The 14257-nt window shown below is 71.4% G+C and carries 9 protein-coding genes; 7 read left to right on the top strand and 2 right to left on the bottom strand.

What is annotated here, in order from left to right:
* Nucleotides 1–20 precede the first annotated feature (20 nt).
* Both KXC43_RS41200 and KXC43_RS41195 read left to right on the top strand, forming a co-directional pair.
* Entirely contained in the window at nt 21–1505 is a 1485-nt protein-coding gene (locus tag KXC43_RS41200; RefSeq protein ID WP_255645709.1) for an OmpL47-type beta-barrel domain-containing protein, read from the top strand.
* A gap of 11 nt (nt 1506–1516) precedes the next feature.
* Nucleotides 1517–2479 carry a hypothetical protein gene (locus KXC43_RS41195; protein ID WP_221381694.1) on the top strand — a complete coding sequence of 321 codons (963 nt, stop codon included), beginning with the start codon at nt 1517–1519 and terminating at the stop codon, nt 2477–2479.
* Between the two features lie 71 nt (nt 2480–2550).
* On the opposite strand, the gene KXC43_RS41190 is transcribed toward KXC43_RS41195, so the two are convergent.
* Entirely contained in the window at nt 2551–3381 is an 831-nt protein-coding gene (locus KXC43_RS41190) for a phosphotransferase (protein ID WP_221381693.1), read from the bottom strand.
* A gap of 141 nt (nt 3382–3522) precedes the next feature.
* Between KXC43_RS41190 and KXC43_RS41185 the strand changes: the two genes are divergently transcribed.
* Together KXC43_RS41185 and KXC43_RS41180 are read left to right on the top strand one after the other, a co-directional pair.
* Nucleotides 3523–4374: an SCO6745 family protein gene (locus KXC43_RS41185; RefSeq protein WP_221381692.1), complete on the top strand. Its 852-nt coding sequence runs from the start codon at nt 3523–3525 to the stop codon at nt 4372–4374.
* Nucleotides 4375–4523: 149 nt separating this feature from the next.
* Nucleotides 4524–5036 (top strand): winged helix-turn-helix domain-containing protein, encoded by a 513-nt coding sequence (locus KXC43_RS41180; RefSeq protein ID WP_308129492.1) that lies wholly within the window; start codon nt 4524–4526, stop codon nt 5034–5036.
* 50 nt (nt 5037–5086) lie between these two features.
* Here KXC43_RS41180 and KXC43_RS41175 read toward each other — a convergent pair whose 3' ends face one another.
* The gene (locus KXC43_RS41175; protein WP_221381691.1) at nt 5087–9460 is read right to left on the bottom strand and encodes a S8 family serine peptidase; all 4374 of its coding nucleotides are present in this window, start codon (nt 9458–9460) and stop codon (nt 5087–5089) included.
* Nucleotides 9461–9721: 261 nt separating this feature from the next.
* Between KXC43_RS41175 and KXC43_RS41170 the strand changes: the two genes are divergently transcribed.
* The 3 genes from KXC43_RS41170 (at nt 9722) to KXC43_RS53380 (ending at nt 14218) form a co-directional block, all read left to right on the top strand.
* Entirely contained in the window at nt 9722–10159 is a 438-nt protein-coding gene (locus KXC43_RS41170; protein WP_221381690.1) for a hypothetical protein, read from the top strand.
* 110 nt (nt 10160–10269) lie between these two features.
* Nucleotides 10270–13725, top strand: coding sequence for a UvrD-helicase domain-containing protein (locus KXC43_RS41165; protein WP_221381689.1), 3456 nt, complete (start codon nt 10270–10272; stop codon nt 13723–13725).
* A 136-nt stretch (nt 13726–13861) separates the two neighbouring features.
* Nucleotides 13862–14218 carry a pentapeptide repeat-containing protein gene (locus KXC43_RS53380; protein ID WP_369076977.1) on the top strand — a complete coding sequence of 119 codons (357 nt, stop codon included), beginning with the start codon at nt 13862–13864 and terminating at the stop codon, nt 14216–14218.
* Nucleotides 14219–14257 lie beyond the last annotated feature (39 nt).

Below are 14257 nucleotides of genomic sequence, written 5' to 3'. Positions count from 1 at the left end.
TCCTCGTCGCACTCCTCGGATTGCTGCTGACCTTCACCCTGGCCCCAGCCCTGCCCGCGGCGGCCGCCGGGACTCTGACCTGGACGACCGACGGCGACGTCACCCGGTACAAGTCGGCGCCGACCACCGCCAGCGCCGGTGCGACCACCATCGTGTTCGAGAACAGCGTGGCGACCGGCAACAACGTCGGCATGCCGCACACGCTGACCTTCGACACGTCGACGCCGGGCTACAACCACGACGTCACGCTCAACATCCTGGCCAACCCGTTCGACGCCAACGACGGGCGGCACGAGGCGACCGTCACCCTGACCCCGGGGCGCTACCGCTACTTCTGCGCGATCCCCGGGCACGGAACGATGGTCGGCGAGTTCGTCGTCACCGACGGCGGCGGCACGCCCGACACGACTCCGCCGACGGTCACGGCGGCTGCCGCCGGAACCCAGGACGGCGACGGGAACTACGTCGGCTCGGCGACGGTCACGGTCACCGCGTCCGACAGCGGGTCCGGCGTCGACACCGTCGAATACTCCCTGGACGACGCGGCCTTCCAGGCCTACACCGCGCCGGTGGCGGTGACGGCGGTGGGTTCGCACACCCTCCGGTACCGGGCAACCGACAACGACGGCAACGTCTCCGCGGTGGGGTCGCTGGCCTTCACGGTCGTCGCGCCGGAACCGGACGAGGACGTGACCCCGCCGACGGTCAGCCATTCGCTGGCCGGCACGCAGGACGACGAAGGCAACTACGTCGGGACGGCCACGGCGACGCTGACCGCCAGCGACGCGGACTCGGGCGTGGCCCGCATCGAGTACTCGCTCGACGGCGGGGCCTTCACGGCGTACGCGAACCCGGTTGTCGTCAGCACGCCCGGGACGCACATGCTGCATTACCGGGCGACCGACAACGCCGGCAACACCTCGGCCGAGAAGATGGCGCACTTCACGGTGCTGCCCGCCGAAGAGCCGGACACCACGCCGCCCACGGTTCTGGCCGAGGTCGACGGGGAGCAGAACGACAACGGCGGGTACGTCGGCTCGGCCACCGTCACCGTGACGGCGAACGACACCGAGTCGGAGGTGGCCTCGATCGAGTACGCCCTCGACGCGGGCGCCTGGACCGCCTACACCACGCCGGTCGTGGTCAGCGGGCTCGGGGCGCACACGGTCAAGGCTCGGGCCACGGACACGGCGGGCAACCGGTCGGCCGAGAAGTCGGTGACGTTCACCGTCGTGTCCTCCGGCGGGGGCGAGGCCTGCGAGGTTCCCGACACCCGCGCCACCGTGGTGATCGACGGTGACGACACGGGCGTTCGCAACTACCCGCTGGCCGACGGGTGCACCGTCAACGACAAGATCGCCGAGCACGGCGAGTACCGCGACCACGCCGCGTTCGTGCGGCACGTCGAAACCGTCACGGCCGCGCTGGTCGCCGGCGGCACCCTCACCAAACGGCAGCAGGGCACGATCGTCCGCGCCGCCGCCCGATCCGACATCGGCTCATGAGAGGCCCCTTCATGCGTAAGCGTCTTTCCCTCGTCGTCGCCGCCGGTGTCCTGGCCGGCCTGACGCCCGCCGTTCCCGCCAGCGCGGCGCTGGTCACCCACTGCATCGGCACGGGCGGGGCGGTCACCGTCCCCAACGACCTGTACGTCCCGGCCGGCGAGTCGTGCTCGCTCACCGGCACCATCGTCACCGGCAACGTCAGCGTCGCCGCGGGCGGCAACCTGGTCGTCGCCGGCGGCAAGTTCTCCGGCGACGTGCGCATCGCCGGCAACGGCTACTTCGACGCCTCCGACACCGAGGTCACCGGTCCGGTCGTGCTGGCCGCCGGCGGCTACGGCGTCTACCTGCGCGACGCCGCGACCGGTGCCGTGACCGTACGGGCCAAGGGCGCCACGACGGTCGACAGCTTCCTCTTCACCGAGAGCGCGACGGTGACCGGCAGCGTCAACGTGCAGGCGGGCGAGGTCCGGCTCGACAAGAACACGTCGGTCACCGGCAACGTCACGAGCACCGGCACCTACTACACGGACGTGCACGACTCGTTCGTCGACGGCACCCTGTCGGTGCTGAACAGCGGCACCGGCAGCGTCGTCTGCGGCAGCTCGATCCGCGGCAAGGCCACGTTCGCCGGCAACCTGGGCGCCGTGCAGCTGGGCCCGAACGGCCCGCTGGACTCCTGCGCCTCCGGCGGCTTCTGGGGCAAGGACGTGAGCGTCACCAGCACCACCGGCGGCGTCACCATCGACGACAACATCATCGACGGCGCCCTGACCGCCACCGGCAACACCCCCGCGGCCCAGATCGCCGACAACAACCGCATCCGCCGCGGCGTGGTCACCGACCCGCCCGCCGCCGCGGCCCGCTCGGCGGCCCGCCCGGCCGCCCAGCCCCGCACCGACGACACGGCGAAGGCGGACGAGCGCCGCACCGACGCCGTCCAGGAGGCTGTCGCGGCCGGTCCCGCGGACCTCTGATCCCGGTCAGCAATTTCTGAGGTGGACGTTCGCCCCGGCACGATCTCTGCTGATCGTGTTCGGGGCGTTCGTCATTGTCCCGGCTGCGTCGTTGCCTTCCGGAGTTCGCTCAGCCACTCGACGCCGAGCCGGCGGCCGCCGGGGAACTGATCGTCGCGGTCCCAGCGCCACGCTGTGATCATCGCCAGCACGAGGGTCCGGCAGTCCCGGAGCAGCTGGTGATCGACGCCCGGGTAGTGGTCTCCCACCTCGTCGGGCGCGTGGGCCAGGTCGAACTCGATCGGCCCGCGGCAACACGTCTCGAAGTCGATGAAGAGCGGCCCGGTCCGGGTCGCGAGCAGGTTGCCCGGATGGGGCTCGCCGTGCAGCAATTGCTCGGGCCGGCCGCTCCCGTTGACCGCTCTTCGCATACCGTCCAACGTGCCGGCGAGGAACGCCCGGTCCGGGTCGGTCAGTTCCGGTGTTCGGGCTCGGTCGGCCACGAGCGTCCGGGCCTCAGAGACCCGGTCCGTGAAGTGCGGGGCCGGCAGGTCGACCCTCCGCATTCCGGCGTGCAGACGTTCGAGCGCGCCGGCGTACTCCGCGTGGGGAATCGCCTGAGTGGTCACTGGTTCGTAGTAGTCCCACAGGGTGACCACGTAGTCGTCCCGGGCGAAGACCTCGGGCGATTCCAGCGCGGCCACCGGGCTCCCGGCCTCGGCCAGCCGCCGAGCGACATCCACTTCGAACTGGACGCCTCGGTGGGCTGCCGGGGCCACCCGGGCCACCACGTCACAGGGCCGCAGACGCAGCGTGAGTTTGTTCGAGTTGTGCAGGACGGTGGTGTCATGGGCGGCCAGGCCCAGCGATGAGGCGCTCGATATGGCTGCCTGTGTTGCCCGCTGAGTCTCGTCCGCCTGCATCGCAGCACCGTAGCCCAGCGTCCGTGCCGCAGCAGCCGCATTTAGCCCGCCCTGCGTCGGGAGGCCATAACGGCGGTGTACGAGGCCACCGGATCCTTTCCGGCTCTTGCCGGGTGTGATCAGGGCCGGTGGGATACGGGCATGAGCGAGCCGTCTGTCGAGCGCCGCATGTGGGCGCTGTTCGAGCCCCTGCACGCGGTCACCTACTTCGCCCCTCAATGTGCCGTGGCCTTCGAGGAGGCGGGGCTGACCGGCTTCTGGCGGCGTTACTTCGCCGGGCGGGCGGCGGCGCTCGGGGCGGTGGGTGCAGGACCGGTCACCGCCGCCTTCTTCGGGTTCGCGCCGGCCATGGTGGCACGGGCTCTGCCTGACGTCTGGGATCGGATCAGCCCGTCCGATGCGCTCGCCGCCCGCGCCGCCGGGGCGAACGCGACGCTGAGCGAAGTGTTCGCGGCCGAACCGCCGACCGAGGCGGCCGACCTGCTCGAAGAAGCTGCCCGGGCGGCCGATCTGGGCGGGCGTGTGCTGGCCGCTGCCCACGCCGACCTGCCGTGGCCGCGGGATCCGGTCGGGCGGCTCTGGCAGGCGGCCACCATCCTGCGCGAGCACCGCGGCGACGGGCACGTCGCCGCGCTGCTGACCGCGGGCGTGGACGGGTGTGAGTCGCTGGTGTGGCGCGCGGGCATCGAGGGCGGTCGCCTTCGTGCGGTCACCCAGCCGGCCCGCGGCTGGACCGACGACGAGTGGGCGGCCGCCGGCGATCGCCTCCGGGATCGCGGCTGGCTCACGTCCGAGGGCACCGCCACTCCGGCCGGCCGCGACGCGTACGCCCGGGTGGAACAGCTCACCGATCAGCTGGCGGCGAGCCCGTGGCGTCACCTCGGCGCGGCCCGGACCGATCGTTGCGCCGGGCTGCTGGCGCCGCTGGCCGAGCGGGCCTGGCTGGTGGTGCCCGACGACAATCCGATTCCGTTACGCCGCGGTGGACGATAGCCAGGCTGCGAGTGCCGTTCGCGGCGCGGCCGGCCGTCAGGGTGGCGGAGAGGTGACATGGCGCAAAACCGCCACGGGGACAGCGAAGCAGCTCACATAGCCTTGCCTCAATGTGATGTCGCGGCAGTGGGCGACCGGTTAACGAGAACGTGACGTACCGGATTTATCGTCAGCCATCGATTGCGGCATCGCTGTCGGAAGGCGGGGGCATGACGGATAGTGCGGTCCCATCGTTGGCCATCGGTATCGCTTCCTCGCCGGACGGGCGCCGGAGACTGGCGCAGTTGCTCGGTGGCAGCGAGGCCTTTCTCATCGTGTCCACACCGGACCAGGCGCGGCAGTTCCTCGATGTGGTGGCGCCGCCCGGCGGTAGCCCGCCGGAGGGCCTGCGTGTCGACTCCGACCGGCGGGTGCTGTGCTGGCATGACCGGGAGGTCGCGCTGACGCCGCTCGAGCACGACTTCCTGCGGTGCCTCGTGGCCGCGCCGGGGCGGGTCTGGACGTACGAGAAGCTGCATCTCGAGGTGTGGGGCAACGAGCATGTGGGCCGGGGCTCGGACATCCATTCGACGGTGCGGCGGGTGCGGGCCAAGCTGGCCCGGCTCGGTGCGGCGGCAACGATCCATGCCATCCGCGGCGTCGGCATCCGTTTCACCGCTTGACGAACCGGCCCGCCCGCGGCTGGCGGACGGGCCGGACTCATCTCAGGGCGTCAGCAGCGCGTCGGGGCGAGGGCGAAGTTCTCGACCTTCGGCTCGGCCGGGCTGACCTTGGACGTACGGGCCTGGGGCTTCCAGCCGTCCTTGGCGGCGATCAGCGTGAGCGGGTTGTTGCGCTTGTCGAGCCAGTACGCGTACTGGCCCTGGGCGTCCGTGGCGAAGGTGAGCGACGTCGCCCACGAGTCGACCTGGACGGTCGCGCCGGACAGCGGTGCGCCGGCGCCTCCGCAGGGAACGCCGGTGACCGTGCCCATCAGCTTCGCCCACGTCTTCGGGGGCAGAGCGTTGAGCGTGACGCCGACCGGCGGAACGGTGTACGGGGTGTTCTCCTTGAGACCGACCGAGGCGGTGTACGCGCCCGGCTGGTCCACCGAGGCGGTGAGCCCGACGGTGACCGTCACCTTCTTGCCGGGGGCCAACGTGGCCTCCGACTTGTCGAGCGTCATCCAGCTGACGTCGCTCGCCGCGCCACACTCCTCCAGACCGGGCAGCGCCTCGCCGCCGGTCGTGGGGTTGAAGCCACCCGACGAGCCACCCACCTTGTAGAAGCCGCACGCCGCCGCGCCCCGGTACCGGGCCGTGTTGGCGTTGGGCAGAGCGGCCCACGAGCCGGCGGCCGGGTCGTACGCGAAACCGGCGTTGGTGACCGCGCCGGCCTGCACACCGCCCACCACGAGGAGCTTGCCGTTCGCCGCGGCGGAGGAGGCGGCCCACTGGTCGGCCGGAGCGTCGGCGATCGGGGTCCAGGCGCCGGTGGCCGGGTCGAAGGCGTAGCCGGCCTTCTGCGAGTTCTGGCCGTCGTTGCCGCCGGTGCAGTACAGGACGCCGTCGATGCCGCCGCACGAGGCGAACGCCACCGACTTCGGGTAGTCGGCCACCGTCTCCCAGGTGTCGCTGCCCGGGTCGTACCGGACCACGTCGTTCGACATCGGCGTGCAGTTGGCGGTCGTGCAGCCGGCGACGGCGTACAGCTTGCCGTCGAGCACCGCCTGGCCCGCGGCCGACCGCGGCGCCGGGTTGTCCGCCTTGCGCGTCCAGCTGTCCGCCCCCGGGTCGTACGCCCAGGTGGTGGCGGCCGGGCCGGCCGGGCCCCAGCCGCCGGTGACGATGATCTGGCCGTCGGCCACGCCCACGGTCAGCGCGCTTCGGGCCTCGGGCAGGTCGGCGATCGGCGACCAGGCCTGCGCGACCGGGTCGTAGACGTAGTTCGTCTCGTAGGCCGCGTTGCCGTCGGTGCCGCCGAGGGAGTAGACCTTGCCGTCCAGGTTGACGACCCGGTTGTCCATCACGACCTTCGGGAAATCGGCGATGTTCGTCCACGGCTCGGCCAGCGGGCCGTCCTGGGCCACAGCGTTCGCTTTGAAGGAGGTCTTCGACGCGAACGAAACGGCCGTGGTGATTCGCTGCACCGGTGCGCCCGGCGATCCGAGGATCTCGCCCAGGGTCGTCCGCGAGCCGTCGGCCTTCAGCATGTCGAAGCTGCCGCCGCGCTCGGAGAGCTTCACCTCGACCGGCTGGGTGCCGGTGTTGGTGACCGTGAACTTCTTGGCCGCGCTGCCGTCGGGCATCCGGACGTCCGCGCTCACCGTGGCCGGGGTGACCGCGAGCTGACCGGCGCCCAGCTCGAACGCCGCCGAGCTCGTCCAGTCGGCCTCGACGTCGACCGTATCGGTGTCACCGGCGTAGTTGCCGGCCGTGGCCCCGAACGTGCGGGAGCCGGGCTGAGCGAGCAGCCAGAAGAAGCCGTCCGGCAGGGCGGTGTCGTCCGGCGTGGCGACCGTGGTGGCCTTCACGGCGGCGTCACCCTTGTCGGCGACGGTGGCCCCGTTGACGTAGCCGCCGGTGTTGCCGTCCTTGACGTGGCCGACGACCAGCCCGCCGTCGGTGGGCACGCACTCGAGCTCGCCGATCAGCACGTTGTCGACCTTCCACCACCAGGCGAACGAGCCCTCGTAGTAGTGGAATCGCACCTGCACGGCGGATTTGCCCGCGGCCTGCGGGATCGCGACCGAGGTGCGCTCGGGACCCGGCACGTTGGCGGTCTGCTTCAGCACGGTCGACCAGGTGGCGCCGCCGTCGACGCTGAGATCGACGTCGCCGGTCTCCTCGCCGTACTGCCGGTACTCCTGGTCGAAGCGGATCACCGGCGCGGCCACGCCGGTGAGGTCGACGACGGGGCTGACCAGCGACGTGTCCTGCGTGTGGCCGGAGCCGTAGCGGTCGCTGTCGACGATGGCGAAACCGCCGTCGCCGCCGGTGTTGTTGCCGCGCTGCCCGTCGTCGGTGAACTTCCAGGTCTGGCCTTCGCCGGCGTTGTCGACCACGGTCCAGCCGGTCGGCGCCGAGGCGCCGTCGAACGACTGGAAGTCGCCCTTGGTGGAGTTCTCATAGCCCGGCGCCGTCGTGCAGTCGTCCTGCGAGGCCGGAACCGCCACGTTCTGGGTGACGTTCTTCGTTCCGACGACCACGTCCTTGGTCACCGTCTGATAGCCCGGGTACTGCGACTCGACGGTGATTTTGTACGTGGACCCGGCCGGCACCTTGAAGCTGTAGCGGCCGTTGGACGGGGTCGTGTAGTCGGAGACGCCGCCCGGTCCGGCCACGGAGACCTTGGCGTACAGCGGCCAGCCGTGGCCGGAGCCGTCGGTCACCGCCCCGCCCACGGACACGGTCGGAACAGCCGCCAGCGCCACGTTCGTCGTGGTGGTCCGATCGGCCGTGACCGTGGCCGCCACCGTCCGGGCCGAATAGCCGTACGCCGTCACGGCGACCTGGTAGTCGCCGGCCGGCAGCCGCGTCGAGTATGCACCGTCGGTGCCCGTGGTGAGTTGCCGGTCGGCCGCCCCGGTCAGGGTCAGCGCCGCGTTCGCGACCGCCGCGCCCGTGGCCGCGTCGGTGACCTTGCCGGCCAGGGTGCCGGAGTCGCCGGTGGGCGCCTGCGAGATCAGCTTCAGCGCGTCCAGGCGGCCCTCGCCGAAGACGTTGTTGTCGTCGGCGTTGCCGCCGCACTGGGCGTTGTCGCTGTCGATGGCCGTGTCGTCCAGCAGCGCGCGGGTGGCGGTGACATCGCCGACGAGCGCCGGGGCAGCCGACCACAACAGGGCAACCGCGCCGGCCAGGTGGGGTGTGGCCATCGAGGTGCCGCTGATGCTGTTGTACCCGCTGTTGGGCCAGGTGGAGCGGACGTTGAGACCCGGGGCCGACACGTTCGGCTTGAGCTCGCCGTTCTGTCCCACGCCGCGGCCCGAGAAGTCGGCGATCGTGTTGTCCACGCCGTAGGCCCCGACCGAATAGTTGCTGACCAGGCTGCCCGGCGAACCGCTGGACTGACATCCGGGCCCGCTGTTGCCGTTGGCGAAGGCGCCGAATATGCCGGACGCCGTCCAGGCCGTCGTGATGTCCTCCATGAACGGCTCGTTCGACGGGTTGATCGTGCCCCAGGAGTTGTTGATGACGTTCGGCCGCTTGCTCGCGTCGGGGTTGGCGCCCGCCGAGTCGGTCGGCTCGAGCATCCACTGGCCCGACTCGATCAGCGCGGCGTCCGAGGGGCAGCAGCCGTTGGCGGTGATCCAGCGGACGCCGGGCGCGACCCCGACCTGGTTCGTCCCGTCCGAGCCGGCCATGGTGCCCATCGTGTGGGTGCCGTGGCCGTTGGTGTCGCACGGGGCGCCGGAACAGGCGCCGGCGGCGTCGAACCAGTTGTAGTCGTGGGTGAAGGTGCCGTCGCCGTTGTTGCCCCGGTAGGAGCCGACCAGCGCCGGGTGGTTGAACTGGACGCCGCTGTCGATGCTCGCGATCGTGACGCCCTCGCCCGTGATGCCGTACTGCGACCAGACGTCGTCCGCGTTGATGTTGGCGATGCCCCACTCGACCGCGTTGACGGCCTTCTGCTGGGTGCCCTCGACGACCTTGGGCGCCTCGACCTTGGCCGGGGCGTAGAGGCCCTCGACCTCGGGGCGGGCGGCGAGGCTCTGCACCAGCGCCGGCGATCCCTTGCTGACCTTGATCGCGTTGGTCGCCCAGAACGACTGGTAGCTCGCGCCGCCCTTGTCGAGCTCGGCCCGGACCCCGGACTGACTGTCCGCCGCCGCCTTCTTCAGGGCCGCGGCCACCGCCGTACCCCGCTCGTCCCAGTTCTTGATTTTGCCGGCCGCGGTCAGGTCGGCCCGGGCGCCGAACCTGATCCAGAAGTCGCCGCCCCCGCGCTCGGCCATCTGGGCCGCGAGCTCGGGCCGGATCTTGTCCTTGGGGGCCGCGGCCTGGGCGCCAGCGCCAGTCGCGACCACTCCCGCGGCGGCCATGATGACCGCCATCCCCGCACCGAGCACGGCTCGGGCCGCGCTCCGGTGATGTGGACTTCTTGCCATTCTGTCTCCTTCGAGGCGGCCCGGGATCGGGCCGTGGTGGAGAAAGGCAGGGTGAGCCCCTGCCCCGGGCGGCCCGCGGATCACGCCGGTCGCCCGAACAGAACGCTAGGAATCACAAGTTTCGATGCTCTACCTCCGGGCCGAGCAATACGTGAGCAGTTGATCAGCAGGTTGCGTCCCGACGTGCGTCCTGCTCCCGGGTTTTTGTCGTACGGCGCGGCTAAGGTTCCCGCCGATCACCATCGACGGGGAGGAATCGCCATGGGCGCATCCGGTTGGCACTACTACGTTCCCTATCAGCCCGACCTCGACGAGGCGCTGGCCTCCTTGCGGGACACCGTCTTCGCGAGCGGCGACTACTGGTGGGCGGTGCCCTACGAGTTCGGCAAGTCGGCCGCCGACTTCCCGAACCGGCCGAAGACCGAGGAACAGCTGTGGTCCGACGAGGCCGTGCAGGAGTCGGGCACCCACTCCATCCTCGACGTCCACGAGATCTCGCGGGCGCCCTCCTTCGGCGCGGTCGTGCCCGTCACCGACGAAGAGGCCCTGGCCACCGCGGGCACGGTCACCCTCACGCGTGAGCATGTCGAGAAGCTGGAGGAACTGGCCGCCGAGCGCTGGGTCGGGCGGCTCGCTGTCCTGCACGACGCCGGCGGCAAGCCCGCCGAGCTCTTCTTCTGGGGCTTCAGCGGCGACTGACACCCCTCCGCTTCGCCGGCGACACGGTCAGTTGTTGGCGGGCGAACGGGCGATGGTTGATTCAACAACCACCGCGCATCGTGGTGTGGCGCGAGTGAGGGGAGTGCCTGGTGGAGACGGTGGCGGAGATTCTGGCGGCCGAGCAGAAGTATTTCGACCACGTGTCCGACCACCGTGAGCGCATGCGCCGCCACCTGCTCGAGGCGCCGGGCGCGGCGGCGAACGCGGGCGCCGCGGTGCGGCTCCGCAAGGACGCCGAGGCCCGCCTCCAGCGCATCGGGCAGCCCGACGACGCCGTCGCGGTCGGGCGCATGGACGACGAGGACGGCGACGTCCTCTACGTCGGCCACAACACCATCTTCGACGACGACTCCGAGGTGCTGGTCGTCAACTGGCAGGCGCCGGCCGCCGCCCGCTACTACACGGCCACCCACGCCGACACCGGCGGTCTGGTGCTCAAGCGCACCTTCGAGTGCGACGGGAACACGATCCAGTCGTACAGCGACGTGGTTTTCCGGCAGTTGGCGGCGGCCGTGGCCGAGCTCGAGGCGCCCGGTGACGCCCTGCTCGACGACCTCAACCGCGACCGCACCGGCCAGATGCATGACATCGTCCGCACCATCCAGGCCGCCCAGTTCGACCTCATCCGCGCGCCCCTCGACCAGCTGCTCGTCATCCAGGGCGGCCCCGGCACGGGCAAGACAGCCGTCGCGTTGCACCGGGTCTCCTGGCTGCTGTTCAACTACCGCGACGCCCTCTCGGCGGCCGACGTGCTGATCGTCGGCCCCACGCCGACGTTCACCCGCTACACCCGCACGGTGCTGCCCAGCCTGGGCGACATCAGCGTCGTGCAGCGCGACATCGGCCAGTTCCACCCGCCGGTCAAGCGCGGCCGCACGGAAGGGGCCGGGGTAGTCCGCCTCAAGGGCGACGGCCGCCTGGCCGGGCTGCTGCGACGCGCCCTGTACGACCGGATCGGCGTGCCGGCCGACCAGCCCGCCGTCGAGGCCCAGCTCGACGGTCGTCCGGTCGTCTTCACGGCCGACGAGATCAACCAGATCGTCGCCCGCAGCCGGCAGACGCCCGGCACGTTCACCCAGCAGCGGCAGATCTTCCGCAGTCTCATGGTCAACGTCGGCATGGACCGGGCCCGCGACCGTCGGCTCGGCGTGCGCACATCGCTCGACCAGCTGATCGAACGGATCTGGCCCTCGTTCACCGCCCCGGCCTTCCTGCGCGAGCTGTTCGGCTCGCGCGACCGTCTCATCGCCGCCGCCGGCGAGGCGTTCACCGCCCGCGAGGTCGCCCTGCTGCACCGTCGCCCCGGCGAGCGGATCACCGAAGAGATCTGGAGCGAGGCCGACCTGCCGCTGCTCGACTACCTCGAATCACTGCTGCACGGCATCGACGACCGGTACGCCCACATCGTGGTCGACGAGGCGCAGGACCTCTCACCCATGCAGCTGCGGTCGATCGCCGCGCGGTCGTCGACGGGCTCGATGACCGTGGTCGGCGACATCGCCCAGTCCACCGGCCTGTGGGCCCGCGACGACTGGGACGACATCCTCGAGCACCTGCCCGCCCAGCTGTCCCAGCGCACGGCCGAGCTGCGCTACGGCTACCGCGTGCCGCGCCAGGTGTTCGAGCTGGCCGAGCGCCTGCTGCCGATCGCCGCCCCCGGCATCACCGCACCCCAGGTGGTCCGCGACGGCCCCGGCGACCCCGTGTTCCGCCTGGTCGACGACGAGAGCCGGGCCGCGGTGGCGGTCGAGGCGGCGATGGCCCACGCGTCCCACGGCCGCTCGGTCGCCATCATCTGCCCGGCCGTCCACCGCTGGGCGATCGAGTCCGAGCTGGCGGTACGCGACGTGGCCTGGCGCGCGGCGTCACGCAGCGAACTCGGCCAGGGCGTCAACCTGGTCAGCCCGCAAGAGGCCAAGGGCCTCGAGTTCGACGCCACCGTGGTGGTCGAGCCGAAGGACATCGTCGCCGAGGACGAACGCGGCCACCGCCTGCTGTACGTGGCCCTGACCCGCACGACCCGCTACCTGCACGTCGTCGGCGTCCTCCCCCTGACCGGCGGGCAGCTCTCCCTGAGTGGCCCCGACCAGACCGACGACGTGCCACCGCCCGCCATCGACGCACCAGTTTCGTCGGGCGTTGGCGTGCCGCTTTCCTTCGGCGTTGGCGTGCCGCTTTCGTCCGGCGTTGGCGTGCCGCCTTCCTTCGGGGGCCGAGAGCCGGCCGACGAGGACGTGCCGCTTTCGTTCGGCGGCCGAGAGCCGTCCGCCGCGGGTGTGCCGCTTTCGTTCGGCGGGCGGGAGTCGGCCGGCGAGGGGGAGCCGCTTTCGTTCGGCGGCCCGGAGTGGGCGGATGCAGGCGTGCCGCTCCTCTCCGGCGGTCAGGAGCGGGCCTTTCCGCCGGTCGGCGTTGAGGAGCGGGCGTTCCCGCCGGTCGGCCTTGAGGAGCAGCTTGCGGCTGGTGATCGAAGCCAGGTCGGCGACGCCCCGGCGATCGGTGCCGGCGAGCTGTCTTCGCGTGGCGGCCGGGGACGGGCCGGCGAGTTCCCGCCACTCGGCGTCGGTGAGTCACTCAGGTTTGGAAGCGGGGAGCAGCCCGGTGAGTTCTCGCCGCTCGACGGCCCGGAGCCGGTGGGTGGCCTCTCACCGGCTCGCGCTGACGAGCGGCTCTTATCGGGTGGCCGTGAGTGGACCGGTGATGTCCCGCCGGTGGACGGCTTCGAGCCGGACCGGGCGGCCCGCGACTTCGAGGTGACCCGCAGGATCATCGTGCCCTCGGTCGTCGGCACTGCCTCTGTTCCGTCCCCGCGCGTCGAGGTCATGCCACCCGAGGCCGACACGCCCCTGCCCACCTCGGTCGCCGCGGCAACGACCACGACGGTGGCCTCTGAGCCGAACGCAACGGCCGTGTCCACGCCGGTGGGTAGGGCGGCGTCTGCGTCGAGTGCGACGGACGTACCCGCACGGGCGGTGTCTGCGTCGAGTGCGACGGACGTACCCGCACGGGCGGTGTCTGCGTCGAGTGCAGCGGAGGTTCCCGCGCGGGCGGCGTCGGCATCGACTGCGATGGCCACGCCCACGCACGTCCCGGCGGTACCGCCTATGTCGAGCGCGACTGACGTACCCGCGCCGTTGACGTCCGCGTTGAGCGGGACGGCCGTGTCAAAGCCGGTGGCGGCGCCTCAGACGGGTGGGCAGTCGAGGGAGACGTTCGTGCCGCCTGCAGCGAGCGGGGCGGACGTGGACGCGGCGGTGGCGTCGAGCGGGATGGCCATGTCCACGCAGGTTGCGGTGGTGGCGCCTACGTCGGGTGTGGCAGCTGTGCCTGCGCCGTCAGGGGCATTGAACCCCGCGGTTGTCGATGCGACCGTGCCCACGGGGGCTTCGGCCGGCACACCGCCGCCGGTGCCGGCTCGGATGGGGAGTCTGTCTGCGCAGATCGTCGAGCTTGTCGCGGTGGAGCTGGCCAGTCAGGTCCGGGAGAACGTTCAGCCGGCGCAGTGGCGGGCCGTGCTGGATCGGGTCGGCGAGCTCCTGACGGACTAATGCCCCGGCCGCTCGGATCGTCGAGTCTGTGAGGCGGGAGTCGCCCATTACGTCACCGCCCTGGCAGAGCCGGGCGCTGATCAGGCGTTGCCCACCGGGCTGGCTTTGCGCCAATCCGGCGGACCGGTGATCACACGTGTGGGCGTGCCTGCGTCCGCACGGGCGAGCTTGCGCATGCGGATGGGCTTTGGCCTGCACGGCAGCGCTCAGGCGGGCAGCGCTCAAGTGGGCAGTGCTCAAGTGGGCAGCGCTCAGGCGGGCAGTGCTCAAATGGGCAGCGCTCAGGCGGGCAGTGCTCAAATGGGCAGCGCTCAGGCGGGCAGTGCTCAAACGAGCAGCACTCAGGCGGGCATCGCTCAGCGGGCGGACGGTGCTCAAGCGGCGGCGTGCGGCAACGCGGGCAGGCTGCGGCAACGCGGGCAGGCTGCGCCCAGGCGAGGTTGCGTCAGGGCGGTCGAGGCTGCGCTCACGTGGCCCACCCGCGCATATCTGAACGTTTCGGGCCCTCAGTTGCGGGCTTGCGCCCACCGGA

Source organism: Paractinoplanes polyasparticus (genome assembly GCF_019710575.1).
GTDB classification, from domain to species: domain Bacteria; phylum Actinomycetota; class Actinomycetes; order Mycobacteriales; family Micromonosporaceae; genus Actinoplanes; species Actinoplanes polyasparticus.
Note: the sequence above shows the minus strand (reverse complement) of the source record. Positions and strands in the feature narration are given on the sequence as shown.

Excerpts from the sequence above, each read along its gene's own strand:
- KXC43_RS41195 (WP_221381694.1), top strand. The coding sequence starts at position 1,517 with ATGCGTAAGCGTCTTTCCCTCGTCGTCGCCGCCGGTGTCCTGGCCGGC.
- KXC43_RS41190 (WP_221381693.1), bottom strand. The coding sequence starts at position 3,381 with ATGCAGGCGGACGAGACTCAGCGGGCAACACAGGCAGCCATATCGAGC.
- KXC43_RS41185 (WP_221381692.1), top strand. The coding sequence starts at position 3,523 with ATGAGCGAGCCGTCTGTCGAGCGCCGCATGTGGGCGCTGTTCGAGCCC.
- KXC43_RS41175 (WP_221381691.1), bottom strand. The coding sequence starts at position 9,460 with ATGGCAAGAAGTCCACATCACCGGAGCGCGGCCCGAGCCGTGCTCGGT.
- KXC43_RS41170 (WP_221381690.1), top strand. The coding sequence starts at position 9,722 with ATGGGCGCATCCGGTTGGCACTACTACGTTCCCTATCAGCCCGACCTC.